At 67.1% G+C, this 14971-nt stretch carries 15 protein-coding genes; 12 read left to right on the top strand and 3 right to left on the bottom strand.

Annotation, left to right across the window (positions count from 1 at the left end; genetic code table 11):
- Nucleotides 1–30: 30 nt before the first annotated feature.
- From K2O51_RS13005 to rfaE2, 7 genes are all read left to right on the top strand, one after another.
- Complete coding sequence (locus K2O51_RS13005; RefSeq protein ID WP_011296301.1) at nt 31–1011, top strand: fumarylacetoacetate hydrolase family protein; 981 nt, start codon at nt 31–33, stop codon at nt 1009–1011.
- Between the two features lie 118 nt (nt 1012–1129).
- Nucleotides 1130–1963: an enoyl-CoA hydratase/isomerase family protein gene (locus K2O51_RS13000; RefSeq protein ID WP_011296300.1), complete on the top strand. Its 834-nt coding sequence runs from the start codon at nt 1130–1132 to the stop codon at nt 1961–1963.
- 74 nt (nt 1964–2037) lie between these two features.
- Complete coding sequence (locus tag K2O51_RS12995; protein ID WP_041679440.1) at nt 2038–2835, top strand: PhaM family polyhydroxyalkanoate granule multifunctional regulatory protein; 798 nt, start codon at nt 2038–2040, stop codon at nt 2833–2835.
- Between the two features lie 40 nt (nt 2836–2875).
- A complete protein-coding gene (locus K2O51_RS12990; RefSeq protein ID WP_084791888.1) occupies nt 2876–4204 on the top strand; it encodes a patatin-like phospholipase family protein in 1329 nt (442 codons plus the stop codon).
- 159 nt (nt 4205–4363) lie between these two features.
- Nucleotides 4364–5218 (top strand): ferritin family protein, encoded by an 855-nt coding sequence (locus K2O51_RS12985; RefSeq protein ID WP_011296297.1) that lies wholly within the window; start codon nt 4364–4366, stop codon nt 5216–5218.
- A gap of 660 nt (nt 5219–5878) precedes the next feature.
- On the top strand, nt 5879–6835 hold the full coding sequence (locus K2O51_RS12980) for a LysR family transcriptional regulator (protein ID WP_140953223.1): 957 nt from the start codon (nt 5879–5881) through the stop codon (nt 6833–6835).
- Nucleotides 6836–6896: 61 nt separating this feature from the next.
- The gene (rfaE2, locus tag K2O51_RS12975; RefSeq protein ID WP_140953224.1) at nt 6897–7391 is read left to right on the top strand and encodes a D-glycero-beta-D-manno-heptose 1-phosphate adenylyltransferase; all 495 of its coding nucleotides are present in this window, start codon (nt 6897–6899) and stop codon (nt 7389–7391) included.
- Between the two features lie 6 nt (nt 7392–7397).
- Here the strand turns inward: rfaE2 and K2O51_RS12970 are convergent, their stop codons facing one another.
- From K2O51_RS12970 to K2O51_RS12960, 3 genes are all read right to left on the bottom strand, one after another.
- Nucleotides 7398–8174, bottom strand: a complete 777-nt coding sequence (locus K2O51_RS12970; RefSeq protein ID WP_140953225.1) for an SPOR domain-containing protein — start codon at nt 8172–8174, stop codon at nt 7398–7400.
- Between the two features lie 74 nt (nt 8175–8248).
- Entirely contained in the window at nt 8249–9076 is an 828-nt protein-coding gene (locus tag K2O51_RS12965; RefSeq protein WP_140953226.1) for a type III pantothenate kinase, read from the bottom strand.
- Complete coding sequence (locus K2O51_RS12960; protein ID WP_140953231.1) at nt 9073–9933, bottom strand: biotin--[acetyl-CoA-carboxylase] ligase; 861 nt, start codon at nt 9931–9933, stop codon at nt 9073–9075. Before K2O51_RS12960 ends, K2O51_RS12965 begins: the two co-directional genes overlap by 4 nt.
- A 203-nt stretch (nt 9934–10136) precedes the next feature.
- Here K2O51_RS12960 and K2O51_RS12955 point away from each other — a divergent pair, with 203 nt between their 5' ends.
- The 5 genes from K2O51_RS12955 to K2O51_RS12935 are packed head-to-tail and all read left to right on the top strand — an operon-like array spanning nt 10137 to nt 14962.
- The gene (locus tag K2O51_RS12955; protein WP_140953227.1) at nt 10137–11267 is read left to right on the top strand and encodes an MlaE family ABC transporter permease; all 1131 of its coding nucleotides are present in this window, start codon (nt 10137–10139) and stop codon (nt 11265–11267) included.
- Entirely contained in the window at nt 11264–12100 is an 837-nt protein-coding gene (locus tag K2O51_RS12950) for an ABC transporter ATP-binding protein (protein WP_220631203.1), read from the top strand. The genes K2O51_RS12955 and K2O51_RS12950 overlap by 4 nt, the downstream gene beginning before the upstream one ends.
- Entirely contained in the window at nt 12097–13038 is a 942-nt protein-coding gene (locus K2O51_RS12945; protein ID WP_140953228.1) for an MlaD family protein, read from the top strand. The genes K2O51_RS12950 and K2O51_RS12945 overlap by 4 nt, the downstream gene beginning before the upstream one ends.
- A 34-nt stretch (nt 13039–13072) precedes the next feature.
- A complete protein-coding gene (locus tag K2O51_RS12940) occupies nt 13073–13699 on the top strand; it encodes an ABC-type transport auxiliary lipoprotein family protein (protein ID WP_140953229.1) in 627 nt (208 codons plus the stop codon).
- A 12-nt stretch (nt 13700–13711) separates the two neighbouring features.
- A complete protein-coding gene (locus K2O51_RS12935) occupies nt 13712–14962 on the top strand; it encodes a VanZ family protein (protein ID WP_220631202.1) in 1251 nt (416 codons plus the stop codon).
- Nucleotides 14963–14971 lie beyond the last annotated feature (9 nt).

Genomic DNA, 14971 nt, shown 5'->3' with positions numbered 1-14971 from the left:
ACGCATCGACAGATCAAGCCTCTATCCAACATGAAACTCGCCACCCTCAAGGATGGCTCGCGCGACGGCCAGCTGGTGGTCGTCTCGCGCGACCTGAAGATCGCCCATTACGCCGCCGAGATCGCCGGCAGGCTGCAGACCGTGCTGGACGACTGGGCCTTCTATGCGCCGCAGCTCCAGGACCTGTATGACGCCCTCAACGCGGGCCGCGCGCGCCACCCGTTCGCGTTCGATCCGAAGCACTGCATGGCGCCGCTGCCGCGCGCGTACCAATGGGCCGATGGCTCGGCCTACGTGAATCACGTCGAGCTCGTGCGCAAGGCGCGCGGTGCCGAGATGCCGCCCGAATTCTGGACCGATCCGCTGATGTACCAGGGCGGCTCCGACGATTTCCTCGGCCCCTACGACGACATCGTGTGCGCGAGCGAAACCTTCGGCATCGACTTCGAGGCCGAGGTCGCCGTCATTACCGGCGACGTGAAGATGGGCGCCACGCCCGAGCAGGCTGCCGAAGGCATCCGGCTCGTGATGCTGGCCAACGACGTGTCGCTGCGCAACCTGATCCCGGCCGAACTTGGCAAGGGCTTCGGCTTCTTCCAGAGCAAGCCGGCCACGGCGTTCTCGCCGGTTGCCGTCACGCCCGACGAACTCGGCGACGCGTGGCGCGAGCGCAAGGTGCACCTGCCGATGACCGTGCACTGGAACAGCAAGAAAGTGGGCCAGCCCGATTGCGGCACCGACATGGTGTTCGATTTCGGCCAGCTCATCGCGCATATCTGCAAGACGCGCAATGTGCGCGCGGGCAGCATCGTCGGTTCGGGCACGATTTCGAATGTCGACCGCAAGAAGGGCTACGCCTGCATCGCCGAGAAGCGCATGATCGAGACCATCGAAAACGGCAAGCCGTCGACCGAGTTCATGAAGTTTGGCGATGCGGTGAAGATCGAGATGTTCGACGCGCAGGGCCATTCGGTGTTCGGCGCAATCGACCAGCTCGTCGCGCAACCCTGACGGTCGAGCGCACGGCCAGACAGGGCCGTGCCGGATGTGCATATAATTTACCGACCGGCCGGTTGGTGAATTGTTCCATGCACCCGGCACGGCCCTTTTTCCATTCCACAGGCCTGCCATGACCACACCGACTCCTGCGCCTACACCGCTGTCTTCCCGCTACGAACGCTATCGCGCACTCACGCTGCGCCAGCATGGCCCGATCCTGGAAATCGTCATGGGCGCGGCGCAGTCCGCCAACCAGAAGCTGGCCACCGCGGATGCCAATATGCACCGCGAGCTCGCCGAAATCTGGCGCGATGTATCGGCCGACCCCGACGTGCGCGTGGCGCTGATCCGCGGCGAGGGCAAGGGCTTTTCCGCCGGTGGCGACCTGTCGCTCGTCGAAGACATGGCCAATGATTTCGAGACGCGCACGCGCGTGTGGCACGAGGCGCGCGACCTCGTCTACAACGTCATCAACTGCGACAAGCCGGTGGTCTCGGCCATGCACGGGCCGGCCGTCGGCGCAGGCCTCGTGGCCGGGCTGCTTGCCGATATCTCGATCGCGGCGAAGACCGCGCGCATCGTCGACGGGCACACGCGCCTGGGCGTGGCCGCGGGCGACCATGCGGCGATCGTGTGGCCCCTGCTGTGCGGAATGGCCAAGGCCAAGTACTATCTGATGCTGTGCGAGTCGGTCAGCGGCGAGGAAGCCGAGCGGATCGGCCTGGTCTCGCTGGCGGTGGAAGAGGAAGAACTGGTCGGGCGCGCGTTCGAGGTGGCCAACCGGCTGGCGGCTGGTTCGCAGACGGCGATCCGCTGGACCAAGTACGCTCTCAACAACTGGCTGCGCATGGCCGGTCCCGCTTTCGATTCCTCGCTGGCGCTCGAATTCATGGGCTTTGCCGGCCCCGACGTGCACGAAGGCATGGCGAGCCTGCGCCAGAAGCGGCCGCCTCAGTTCAAGTAGTCCAACCAGATCGGATGGAGACAGACCGCGGCGCCCCTTGCCTGCCCGGCTGCCTCTACCACGGAGCGCGCGACATGTTCGGACAGATTCCCGATTTCACCAACGGCTTCGAGCTCATGAGCAAGCTCTGGGGCACCGGCGCGGGCTTGCCCGGCAGCCTGATGCCCGGCCTGCAGGCGGCCATGACGCCGCCCATGAACCTGGAAGACCTCGACAAGCGCATTCATGACCTGAAGGCGGTGGAAGGCTGGCTGCAACTGAACACCAACCTGCTGCATACCACCATCCAGGGCCTGGAGGTACAGCGCGCCACGCTGGTCGCGCTGCAGACCTTCGGCAATGCGCTTTCGCCGGAAGCCATGCAAAGCGCCATGGAAAACGTGGCCCGCACCGCCAACGCGCCGAGCGCCTCGCCGCCGCCACGCCCTGCCGCCGACGAGAAGCCGGCACAGCAGGCCGCGCCTGCGGAAGACGCGCCGGCACCCGGTGCGCAGGCGGAAGCTGCCAGCCAGGCCGCGGAGTCCGCCTTGCCGCCCAATGCGTCGCTATGGTGGGACATGCTGCAACAGCAGTTCAACCAGATCGCGAGCGGCGCCGCCGCGGCCAGCATGGCGCCGTTCGGCATGGGCGGCTTTGCCGCCCATGCGCCAGACGCATCTGCCACGGCTGCAAAGCCGGCGGCCAAGACGGCCACCGCGGGCAAGACCGCAGGTGAACCGGCGCCGAGGAACGGCGCCGCCGCCAAGAGCCCGGCCAAGGGCGCCACGAAGGCCGCACCCAAGAGCACTGCCGCCCGCAAGAAACCGGCGGACGCCGCCAAGGCAGCCAAGTCCAACGGCGCTCCCGGCACTCCGGACGGCGGCGAGGAATAAGCCTGCCTGCATCGGGTCGCTCGCCCCCCCAACAAACCGCATGCACAGAGACAGTTTCCCCAGCCACGAAGCTGCACACGTCCAGGCGCGCCACGGCAGCGTGACGCGCAATGCCACCGCGCTGATCATGATGGGCGGCGGCGCGCGCGCGGCCTACCAGGCCGGCGTGCTGAGCGGCGTGGCCCGCATTGCGGCACAGCATGGGCGCGGCCATGACCCGATCCCGTTCGGCATCGTGGCCGGTACGTCGGCGGGCGCGATCAACGGTGCGGGACTGGCCATCCAGGCGGCGAACTTCCAGGCCGCCGCGGACAGCCTGTCGGCACTCTGGCACGGCATCCACACCGACGACGTCTATCGCACCGACGTGCTGCGCGCGGGCGTGTCAGGAGCGCGGTGGCTGTCCGCACTGGCGTTCGGCTGGGTCACCCACCGGCGTGCGCCGCGCGCCCTGCTCGACAACGCGCCGCTGGGCAGCATGCTGGACGAGCTGTTCGAAGGTCACCGCATCCAGGCTAGCCTCGACGCCGGCGTGCTTCAGGCCTTCGCGGTCACCGCGCTGTCGTACAGCACTGGCAGGCATGTGACGTTCTACCAGTCGCACCGGCGCATCCATCCATGGCACCGCAGCCAGCGCATCGCCGTCCCGGCGCAGATCACGGTGGACCACCTGCTGGCCTCGGCCTCCATCCCGTTCCTGTTCCCGGCCATGGCGCTGGAACTCGACGGCCACCACGAGTGGTTTGGCGACGGCACCATGCGCCAGATGTCGCCGCTGTCGCCGGCGATCCATCTTGGGGCTTCGCGCGTCCTGGCCATCGGCTCGGCGTCGCGGCAGCGTCCGGGGTGGTTCGATACCGTGCCCGCGGGTGGCTATCCGTCGCTGGCGCAGGTGGGCGGACAGGCGCTCGCCAGCATCTTCCTGGACGGGCTTTCCGCTGACCTCGAGCGCCTGCTCCATATCAACCGGCTGCTCGCGCGCATGCCGGAACTGGCGGGCGACGCAGAAGGCTGGCGCCCCGTGCAGGTCATGACGATTTCGCCGAGCGAGCCGATCGAGGCCATTGCCGCCGATCACCTGCAGCAATTGCCGCGCACGGTGCGAGCACTGCTGACCCCGCTGGGCGGCACGGAGGCACGCGGCGCCGCTTTTGCGAGTTACCTGCTGTTCGAGCCCGAGTTCACGCAGTCCCTGATCGCGCTTGGCGAGCGCGATGCCGCCGCACAGGCCGACGAGCTGGCTGCCTTCCTCTACGGCATCATTCCCGGCACTTCTTCGCGGCCCTCCCCGGGGTCCGGACCCGCCGCGCTGGCCGTGCAGGAACCCGTTCTGCAGGCCGCCGGCGAACTGCCCAAGCGCCGCCACTGACACATTACTGTATGTCAACGCCGTTAATCGCCCAAAAATGACTTCGAATCCGCACGAACCGTAGAGATAGTCGTTGCATTTGCGGCGATCCGCCCTAAAAAAGGGAATAGAGAATAATTCGCATCTGGTAGAATCCGCCCGTAATTTCAAAGGCTTACCATGCTCTACCCCGAACTGTTCAAATCGTTGGAAGCGGTCCGCTGGCACATGGACAAGGACATCCCCTGGGACACCTTCGACGCCAGCCTGCTGACGGACGACCAGGCCAAGACCATCCGCATGAACGCCATCACGGAATGGTCGGCCCTGCCGGCAACGGAGATGTTCCTGCGCGACAACCGCCACGACTCCGACTTTTCGGCCTTCATGAGCATCTGGTTCTTTGAAGAGCAGAAGCATTCGCTCGTACTGATGGAGTACCTGCGCCGCTTTCGCCCGGACCTGGTGCCGACCGAGGAAGAGCTGCACGCCGTGCGCTTCGAGTTCGACCCGGCTCCGCCGCTCGAAACGCTGATGCTGCACTTCTGCGGCGAAATCCGCCTGAACCACTGGTACCGCCGTGCGGCAGAATGGCACTCGGAACCGGTCATCAAGCATATCTACCGCACGCTGTCGCAGGACGAAGCGCGCCATGGCGGCGCCTACCTGCGCTACATGAAGAAGTATCTGTCGCAGTTCGGCGACAACGCGCGCTCCGCGTTTGCCAAGATCGGCGTGCTGATGGCGTCGGCGCGCCGCACCGAGAAGCCGCTGCACCCGACCAACCTGCACGTCAACAAGGCGCTGTTCCCGAACGACACGGTGCAGTCGCGACTGCCGGATCCGGACTGGCTCGAGAAGTGGCTGGACGAACAGATCCGCTTCGACGAAGGCTGGGAGAAGAAGGTCATCGAACGGATCCTGCACAATATGTCGCTGCTGTTCGAACGCACCTTCGAGACGGTGCAGGACCTGAACCGCTACCGCAAGGAACTGAATGCGCGCCTGCAAGCTGGCGGCGAGCAGCCGGCATAAGCCGCGAAACCTTCCTCGCTGACCTGAAAGCCCCGTCGATTCGATGGGGCTTTTTCATTGGTGCCCGTCATTTTCGCGCGCCCCATCCGCGCGCACGCTTAATCCGTCAGAAAAACGCGCCGACACAATTCTCGTGTAGCCACGCAGGGATCGGCAGTAAATACGTGCCCGCAGTCGGCCGCTACTGGCCAGGGCGCAAGATGCTACAGAACATATCGGCCGACGCGGTAGTAGCGGGTTACTACATAGGCCTCGATCTGTCGGCCCATACTCTTCGGAGTGCCGCCTGCAGCATGGGTAAGCGGCATTTCAACGAAACTTTTGAAATCACGAAAAAGAAAAAATAAATCACCTACATTGGTCGATGTGGTAATTGGCGCCGATTATCAATGTTCACCCTTTCAAACATTAGACGATTTAATCTAGTCATTTTGTAAGGCTTTGAAATATACGATAAGATAATCACGCCTCCCGACCCGGCGAGGCACTTACCGCAGTGCTCCTACCCCGAAAGGGTGAGTCATTCCCGTTTGTCGAAGGGATCCCATTTCGCATATCGGTGCTTCCGCAAAGTATGGAAACCACCAGATATGGCCCGCCCAAGGCCGGGCGGCAATTTCATTCAGGCACGCGGCAACATAATCGTTGGGGGGTTCGATATTGCGTCACATTGATTTCAAGGCGCTCGACGTTTTTCTCCACGTCATGCGCCACGGCAGCATCGGCAACGCCGCTGCGGCACTCGGCATGCGCGCGCCCACGGTCGTGTATGCGATCCGCAAGCTGCGCGAAGTCACCGGCGACGAGCTGTTCCTGGAGCGTCGGGGCAACCTGGTTCCCACGGCGCGCGGGCTGAAACTGGAGAAAGCCGCATCCGGCATGCTGCAAAGCTGGCACGGCCTGATCGAACACAACCGGCAGGCGCCACGGGAAACCGGACCGCGGCAGACCATGCGCATCGGGTTGTCGATGGCGCTTGGCGATCCGGCCCTGACGCAGGTCCTGGCGCGGCTGTCGGCGGCCCTGCCCGAGCGCCAGATCGTCTCGAGCGTGCTCGAAAATGGCCGGCAGGTGGGACAGGCCCTGCGCAAGGGACTGATCGATTGCGCGGTCACGGTCGACGGCGTGGTATCGCTGGACGGCATCGCGGCCGAGCACATGCTGATGGCGCAGCGCTGCCTGATCGGCCTGCCGCTGGCGGAAACCGGAAACGAGGACCACGATCCCCGAGAACACTGGACGCTGCTCAGCGACGACGCCGATCACGACAGCGCCGTGCGGCGCTACCTGGCGAATACCACGGGCGGCGTGCGGCTGACGGTGGCGCCGTCCTGGAACGGGCAGCTGGCGCTGTGGCGCTCGCGCGGCGGACTGACGCCGGTGCTGAAGTTCAACGTCCCGTGGATCGACGGTGCCAGCGCGGCGTATATCACCGAGGTGCCGCACGGCTTTCCGGCCTGGGGCAACGTGAGCTTGTTCTACCTGGCCGGCTGCGCCGAGGCACCCTGGCTGGCCACGGTGCGCAGGGAATTTCTGGCGGTGCTGCGCGGCATTGCGGCGGCCACGATGCCGCTGCCGGCCAATGACGCGCTGCTGCCGCTGTTGCGCGCAGGCTGATCCGGCCGCAGCGTCGCCAAGCCGGGGTACCATTCCGGGGATGAGAAACCTGGCCCCAGACATGTCCGTACCCGCCTTCGAATCCAAACTGACCCCGCCCGACGACGTTGCCGCGCTGGCCGCGCGCATTGCTACGCTGCCGCGCCCGCTGGTGTTTACCAATGGCGTCTTCGACATCATGCACCGCGGCCACGCCACCTACCTGGCCCAGGCGCGCGAGCTCGGCGCCAGCCTGGTCGTGGGCGTCAACAGCGACGCCTCGGTCAGGATGCTTGGCAAGGGCGACGACCGCCCGCTGAACCATGAATCCGACCGCATGGCGCTGCTGGCCGCGCTGGCGTCAGTCGACCTGGTGGCGATGTTCCGCGAGCAGACCCCGGTGGAGCTGATCCGCCAGGTGCGTCCCGATATCTATGTAAAGGGCGGCGACTACGATATCGACACGCTCGAAGAAACGCGCCTGGTGCGCAGCTGGGGCGGCACGGCGATTGCCATCCCGTTCCTGCACGACCGCTCGACCACCAAGCTGCTGACCAAGGTCAGGCAGCATGGCTGAGCGCCTTCAGGCGGCGCCGCAGGCCAGCAAGGTTTCGGCGCCGTAGCGCTGCCGCATGTCATTGAGCCGGGCGCGCGCAGCGTCGTCGGCGCCGCGCACGCGCAGCCACTGGCGCGTGAACGGGTGCGGGGCGTCCGCCAGCACCGCGGTGCGCACGCCCTGCCCGCGCAGCGTTTCCATGTAGTGCTCGGCGGGCTCACGTTCGCGGAACAGGCCCAGCGACACGGTGAAGGACTCCGCCTCGGCCGAGCCGCTGGTCACCACCGAATAGTCCGTCACGTTGCGGCGGCGCAGTTCGGCCAGCTTTCGCTCAAGGTTCTCGCGCGTCGGCTGGGGCGGCAGGTGGATCCACCAGCGCACCTGTTCGCGGCGCTCGAATTGCTCGACCTGCCAGGATCCGCCTGACAAGTCCTCCGCCGCGCGGCGGACCGCCTGCGCGCTGAATCCGCCGATTTCCACGCACTGGTCCTCGCTGGCCGCAACTGCCACGCGCTTTGTCGCCGCCGCGAGCACCTTGCCGGCCGGCCCGGCACCGCGCGCCTCCGGCTCGGGCACCGCGCCGGAGGCGGGTCGGTTTGGTTGGGCCGGTTGAAGCTCCATGCGTTCGGTACGCACCTGCTGCCGCAGCCGCGCCGGTTCGCGCGGCGTGCCAGACCAGTCCGACAGCGGATCCGGGCCGAACACGCCCAGCACGGCAGCAAGCAGGACGACGTTGGCGAGCAGCAGCAGCGGCAGCGAGATCGACAGCCATCGCGGCTGGTCGGGCGGATCTAGGCGGAACATGGGGGCGGCGCGTTGGGAAAGGGTCGGCGCGTTGACGATGGCGGAATCACCGAGATGCGGCGGCAGAGCTGCGCTCAGGCCGTTGCCATTGCATGCAGGCCGAGCAACACGAGATTATCGTGCATCTCGAATGGCACAGCGAGCGCCCCGGCCAATGCGTGTCGCGCGCCGCCCGACAGCAGGCAGCGCGTCGGCCCGCGTTCGCTCAGCGTGCGCCACGTCCGCTCGATGGCGCCGGCCTGCGCGGCCAGGCAGCCAGCGGCAATGGCATCGTGCGTGTTGTCGGCCCACGGCAGACGCGAGGCGGCCGCGGTGCCGGTGTCCTCTACATCCAGCGCCGGCAGTTGCGCGGTATTGCGCGCAAGCGTGGCCAGCATCAGCGCCAGGCCCGGCAGGATCAGCCCGCCTTCGAAGCGGCCCTGCCCGCCAGGCTGCGCCGTGACGATATCGAGCGTCGTCGCCGTGCCGGCCGTGACGATCAGCAGCGTCTCGCCGGGGAGCCAGCGGTGCGCGCCGATGCTGCCGACCCAACGGTCCACGCCGAGTTGCGTGGGCTCGCGGTAGCCGCTGACGAGACTCCCATGGGCGGCGGCGCTGCGCACCCATTGCACCGATGCGCCATCGCCAAATGCTGCGTTGAGCGCGGCATCGACCTGGCCGGCAATCACCGGCCCGGCCACATTGGTAATCCATACCGACGGAACCGGACCCTCGCCGCGCAGGTTGCGCAATGCGGCAGCCAGCGTGCTCATGGCGCTATCGTCGGTATGCGTGACCGCGCCGCTGTGCTGCCATGGCGTCGGCAGCCGGCCCGGTTCCTGCACGGCGACCTCGCCGGCATTGCACCAGGCCCATTTGAGGCGCGTATTGCCGATATCGATCAGCAGCACGGGTGCGCTCATGCCGCGCCTCCGGCCGGCCGCAACGACAGCTCGCCACTGGTAATGCGTTCGAGACCGGCAGGCGTTTCCAGCAGCAGATGGCCCTCGCCGTCGACGCCCCGGGCCATGCCTTCAGCCAGTACCTGGCCATCATGCAGAAGCCGCACGGGCTGGTCGCGATAGGCATCGCGTGCCGACCACTCGGCCGCCATCGGCGCGAAACCGTGCGCGACGAACGCATCGCGCATGGCGCCGAGCCGCCTGAGCACGGCGACCAGCAGCCGGGTCGCGTCGCGCTGCGCGTCGAAACCCGGCATGGCTTCGGCCACGCCGGCCAGTTCCCGTCCGAGCGCGACCTCCATCTGCGCATCGCGCACCAGGTTCAGGCCGATGCCGATCACGGCCCACACGCGCTGTGGCCCGGCCGGCACGGCTTCGATCAGGATGCCGGCGAGCTTGCGCCCGTCGATCTGCAGGTCGTTCGGCCACTTCAAGCCGACGCGCGCGCCCAGGGCCGCCTCGACATCGCCAAGCGCCTGCGCCAGCGCGAGCCCGACGCCCAGGCTCAGGCCGCTCAGTCGGGACGGCGACAGCGCAAGCGGCAGCGCCACCGAGAACGTCAGGCCCGCCTGCCCCTGCCACGGGCGGCCCTGCCGGCCGCGGCCAGCGGTCTGGCGATAGGCCAGGCGAAGGGTGCCGGCGTCCGACCACGGCGCCTGCCGGCAGGCCTGCGTCAGGTCGGCGTTGGTGGAACCGGTCTCTTCGACCAGGTCGAGCGTCCATGCCTGGAGCGCCTGCGGCAACGCGGCCCGCAGGGCGTCGGCGTCAATGCGCCAGGATTGCAGGCTGGCGGGTTGCGATTCGGGGGCGGTGGTCATGGCAAGCGTGGAAAAGACGTCGGGACGTGGGGACGCGGCGTAGACGCCGATAAACATGTCGGATTGCGCCGGTCTGGCCGGCCCCGGAACCGCCGCGAGGCGCGCGCCGGCTCAAGGCCGCATTGTAGCCGCCGGTGCCCTTTCCTCGCGCCACCCCGGCCTGTGGCTTAGAATCGGGACTAAGCCATCACATTGCCCAGCCCTTGGAACGCCAGACGACGCCTGCCTTCAACATCACGCGCCAGGACGGAGCCGTCAGTGTGCAGCTATGTGGCGACTGGACCGCGCTCGGCCTGGCTGGATGCCACCAGGCTCGCGCCATGCGCTCGCGCCTGCACGAGCTCTGCCAGACGCCGGACGATGCGCACTGGTCGCTGGCCGGCGTGGACAAGCTCGACCATATCGGCGGGCAGCTGCTGTGGCAGGCGTGGAACGGCAAGCTGCCGCAGCGGCTCGACGCCAGCGAAGGGCAGCGCCGCGTGTTCGAGCGCATCGCCGACCTGCATGCCGACGGCTGGAAGAAGCATATCGTCGAGCGCTTCAACCCGATCACGGTGTTCGGCGCCTCGGTCCTGTCTTTTTTCGCGCAGGCCGCCAACGGCGTCAGCATGCTGGGGCAACTCACGTTCGACCTGATCCGCTTCGCGCGCATGCCGCAGCGCGGCCCGTGGCGCGAGATCTCGGCCAACATCTACAACATCGGGTACAAGGCGCTTGGCATCACGGCGCTGGTCGGCTTCCTGATCGGCATCGTACTGTCGTACCTGTCGGCCAACCAGTTGCGCACGTTCGGCGCGAGTACCTTTATCGTCAACATCCTGGGCATGGCCGTGATCCGCGAGCTCGGCCCCGTGCTGGCCGCCATCCTCGTCGCCGGGCGTTCGGGCTCGGCCATCACGGCGCAGATCGGCGTGATGCGCGTGACAGAGGAGCTCGACGCCATGCGCGTGATGGGCATCTCGCACGGCTTCCGCCTGATCATGCCGCGCGTGATCGCACTGGCTGTCTGCATGCCGCTGCTGGTGGCGTGGACGGACGTCCTGGCACTGGCCGGAGGCATCATCGCCGCGCGCATGCAGCTTGGCATCAGTCCGACGTTTTTCCTGCGCGCGCTGCCCGATGCCGTGCCCGTGGCCAACCTGTGGCTGGGCCTGGGCAAGGGGGTGGCCTTCGGCATCCTGATCGGCCTCGCGGCGTGCCACTTCGGCCTGCGTATCAAGCCCAACACGCAAAGCCTCGGTGAAGGCACCACCGCATCGGTCGTGGTGTCAATCACGATCGTGATCGTGGCCGATGCCATCTTCGCCGTGATGTTCAAGGATGTCGGCCTGTGAACGCGCCAACGACAACCTCCGAACTGGCGCAGCGGGCTGAGCCGATCATCGAGGTCCGCAACCTCGTCAAGCGCTACGGCAAGGCCGTGGTGCACGACGGCGTGAACCTCGATGTGTACCGCGGCGAAGTGCTGTCGATCGTCGGTGGCTCGGGCAGCGGCAAGACCGTACTGGTGCGGCAGATCGTCGGACTGGAGCGGCCGACCTCGGGGTCGGTCCGCATCTTCGGCGAAGACCCGACGCGCCTGAAGCCCTCGCAGCTGCAGGCGCTGCGCAACCGCTGGGGATTGCAGTTCCAGGGGGGCGCGCTGTTCTCGGCGCTGTCGGTCATCGACAACATTGCACTGCCGCTGCGTGAACTCCGCGCCCTTCCCGACAATCTCATCTGTCAGGCAGCCTTGCTCAAGCTGCAGATGGTGGGCTTGTCGGCGCGCGACGCCGACAAGATGCCGGCCGATCTTTCGGGCGGCATGACCAAGCGCGTGGCACTGGCACGCGCGCTGTCGCTGGAGCCGGAACTGGTGTTCCTGGACGAGCCAACCGCCGGACTCGATCCGATGGCGTCCGACGACTACGTGGCGCTGATCCGCGAACTGCGCCGCGAACTCGGCCTGACCGTGGTGATGATCACGCACGACCTGGACACGCTGGTGGCGCTGTCCGACCGCGTGGCCGTGCTCGCCGACCACAAGGTGCTGGCCGCGGCGCCGATCGAGGAGGTCGTCAAGGTGGACCACCCGTTCATCCGCGAATACTTCCTCGGCGAACGAGCGCAGCGCGCGATGCAGGCCCTGCACCAGGCCCGCGGCGACGGGCAATCTGGAGAAGCATGATGGAAAACAAGTCACACGCGTTCCTTGCCGGCGTGTTCACGATCGGCCTGGCCGTGCTGGTGCTGTTCGCGATTTTCTGGTTCAGCAGCGACCACGCCGTACGCGTGCCGTATGACCTCGTTACGCGCTCGACGGTCAATGGCCTGGGTCCGCAGGCAGACGTGAAGTACCGCGGCCTGGAGGTGGGCAAGGTGGTGTCGATTCGTTTCGATCCGCAGGTGCCGGGCCAGATCATCGTGCGCGTCAATGTGAACCAGGACACGCCGATCACGCGCACGACCTATGCCACGCTCGGCTTCCAGGGCGTGACCGGCATCGCTTACGTGCAGCTCGACGACACCGCCGCGGAAGAAGGCAACGGCGCCTCGCCGCCGCTGCACACCTCGCCCAAGGCCGTGGCACGCATCGCCATGCGCCCGGGATTTTTCGAGGAACTGGAAAAGCGCGGCGATTCGCTGCTGACGCAGGTCGAAACGATGATGACCTCACTCAACGACATGTTCCAGGGCGGCAACCGCGCCGAGCTGATGGCAGCCATTCGCTCGATCCACAAGACGGCCGAAGATTACTCGAAACTCTCCGACTCGCTCGCGCCCGCCGCGGCGCGGCTGCCGAAGGTCGCGGAAAACCTCAACGCAACGCTGGAATCGACACGCAAGCTCACGCACGAATTGTCCAACCCGAACGGCACGGTGCTGCGCACCGTCGATACGGTCGGGCGCGACCTCCAAGGCGCGGCCGCGTCGATCCAGTCCGCGGCCGGCACGCTGAGCCAGGAAACGCTGCCGCAGGTCAACGGCCTGGCGCGCGACGCGCGACAGACCATGCGCACCTTCGACCGCGCCGCCGGACAGTTCAGCGACAGCCCCAACAGCCTGCTGTTCGGTTCGCCGACGCCCGTGCCTGGCCCGGGCGAGCCCGGCTTCAGCGCACCGTGACCGCCATGCCCACCCTGACCCACCGAGGCCAACCGTGACATCGACACCAGACCTGCCCACCGCCCGCCGCGCCGCCAGGACCCTGCTCGCCGCGCTGGCCATCGTGTCCGCGCTGCCGGGCTGCTCGCTCACACGCGCCTCAGCGCCCGTCACCACCTATGACCTGGGCCCGCCGCTGTCCACGCAAGCGGCAGCCGGCACGCTGCCCAAGCTCCGCATCGCGCAGACCGACGGCCCGACGTGGATGGAAAGCAATGCGCTGTACTACCGCCTGCAGTATTCGCAGGCCCAGCGGATGCAGTCCTATGCGACGCAGCGCTGGGTCATCCCGCCCACGCAGCTGTTCGACGGCCGCCTGCGCGAAGCCGTGGCCGCGCGCGGCGCGCTGACCTGGTTTGGCGACACCTCGGTCCCCGCGCTCAAGGTCGACATGCTTGAATTCGAGCAGGTGTTCGACAGCGCGACGGACAGCCGCGGCGTGGTGCGCGTGCGCGCCACCGTGTACCAGCACGGCATGATCGGCCAGCAGACCTTCACCGCGCGCGAACCGGCACCGAGCGCCGACGGCTCGGGCGGCGTCAAGGCACTGGCGGACGCGACCGACAAGGTCATTGCCGACATGCTGGCGTGGGCGGCCGGGCTGCCCTTGCAGGGCAAGTAAGGAAGCAACGCCATGGTGCCGGCCCCCACGCCGCCCGCCATGCCGCCGCAGGCGCCACTGCCTGAGGCGGTCGAGCCCAAGTACTCGCCGCTCGCGCGCGTGGGTGTGGTGTGCTTCACGCTGCTGGTGGTCTACGCCAGCCTGTACCCGTTCACCGGCTGGGTCGATAACGGCGTCTCGCCGTTTGCATTCCTGACCGCGCCCAAGCCGCGCTACATCACCGAGTTCGATCTGCTGACCAATGTGCTCGGCTACTGTCCGTTCGGCGCGCTGGTCGTGCTCGCACTGCATCCGCGCATATCGGGCGCGCGCGCCACGCTGATCGCACTGGTCGCGGGCGCCCTGCTCTCCGGCTGCATGGAGGCGCTGCAGACCTGGCTGCCGAGCCGCATCTCGTCGAACATCGACCTCATCACCAACGCACTGGGTGCACTGCTAGGCGGCGCCGTGGTCGCGCCATTTACCTCCGCGCTGATCGACCGCGGCACGCTCACGCAGTTGCGCACCGCGTGGTTCGAGCCGCACGCAAGTTTCGCCATCATCCTGCTGATGCTGTGGCCGTTCGCGCAGATATTCCCGCAGGAACACCTGTTCGGCATGGGCGGCATCGTGCGCGAATGGCTGACCGACCCGGACTCATGGCCGATGCAGGTGCTGCAGATGCTAGTGCCGGATCTGCCCGCGTGGCAGGAAAGCATCGGCCTGCGACCGGACGACATGCAGAGCCAGCAGTTGCTCGAAACGCTCGTAACGGCGAGCAGCTGGCTCGGCACGGGACTGTTCGCATCGATCTCGATGCGGCGGCACGCGCCGATGCTACGCATTCTCGCCGGCTTGCTCGCCGCGGCGCTGCTGCTGAAGGCTGCGGTAGCCGAACTGCAGTTTCCCGATGGCAACGCTTTCATCTGGCTGTCCGAAGGCGGCCGCTTCGCGCTGCTGACCAGCTCGCTCGCGCTGGCGCTGTTGCTATACGTGCCGCGCTGGCTGCGCGCGGTGCTGGCCATGGCGGCACTGATCACGCTGGTCGTGCTCACCAATGTGCTGCCGTCGAATCCGTATGCGTGGATCTCCGAGCAAGGCTGGCGCATGGGGCGGTTTGTGCATTTCAACAGCCTGGCGCAGTGGTTGGGGTGGCTGTGGCCGTTCCTGGCGTTCTGCTATGTGATGTGGCGGTTTGAGCAGGTGAGCCTGAAGCGGCATGAGCGGCGCAAGGCGGCCGCGGCGCGGAGGGAGGCTGGGAAGAGGGAGAAGGAGGTGGTGTGAGCCTGATAC

The sequence above is a fragment of the Cupriavidus pinatubonensis genome (assembly GCF_019602855.1).
Lineage (GTDB): Bacteria > Pseudomonadota > Gammaproteobacteria > Burkholderiales > Burkholderiaceae > Cupriavidus > Cupriavidus pinatubonensis.
Note: the sequence above shows the minus strand (reverse complement) of the source record. Positions and strands in the feature narration are given on the sequence as shown.

Bases quoted from the DNA above. Each gene is read 5' to 3' on its own strand.
- K2O51_RS12965 (WP_140953226.1), bottom strand. From the start codon at position 9,076: ATGAGCGCACCCGTGCTGCTGATCGATATCGGCAATACGCGCCTCAAA.
- K2O51_RS12970 (WP_140953225.1), bottom strand. From the start codon at position 8,174: ATGTTCCGCCTAGATCCGCCCGACCAGCCGCGATGGCTGTCGATCTCG.
- K2O51_RS12935 (WP_220631202.1), top strand. From the start codon at position 13,712: ATGGTGCCGGCCCCCACGCCGCCCGCCATGCCGCCGCAGGCGCCACTG.
- K2O51_RS13000 (WP_011296300.1), top strand. From the start codon at position 1,130: ATGACCACACCGACTCCTGCGCCTACACCGCTGTCTTCCCGCTACGAA.
- K2O51_RS12995 (WP_041679440.1), top strand. From the start codon at position 2,038: ATGTTCGGACAGATTCCCGATTTCACCAACGGCTTCGAGCTCATGAGC.
- K2O51_RS12990 (WP_084791888.1), top strand. From the start codon at position 2,876: ATGCACAGAGACAGTTTCCCCAGCCACGAAGCTGCACACGTCCAGGCG.
- K2O51_RS12985 (WP_011296297.1), top strand. From the start codon at position 4,364: ATGCTCTACCCCGAACTGTTCAAATCGTTGGAAGCGGTCCGCTGGCAC.
- K2O51_RS13005 (WP_011296301.1), top strand. From the start codon at position 31: ATGAAACTCGCCACCCTCAAGGATGGCTCGCGCGACGGCCAGCTGGTG.
- K2O51_RS12960 (WP_140953231.1), bottom strand. From the start codon at position 9,933: ATGACCACCGCCCCCGAATCGCAACCCGCCAGCCTGCAATCCTGGCGC.
- K2O51_RS12945 (WP_140953228.1), top strand. From the start codon at position 12,097: ATGATGGAAAACAAGTCACACGCGTTCCTTGCCGGCGTGTTCACGATC.
- rfaE2 (WP_140953224.1), top strand. From the start codon at position 6,897: ATGTCCGTACCCGCCTTCGAATCCAAACTGACCCCGCCCGACGACGTT.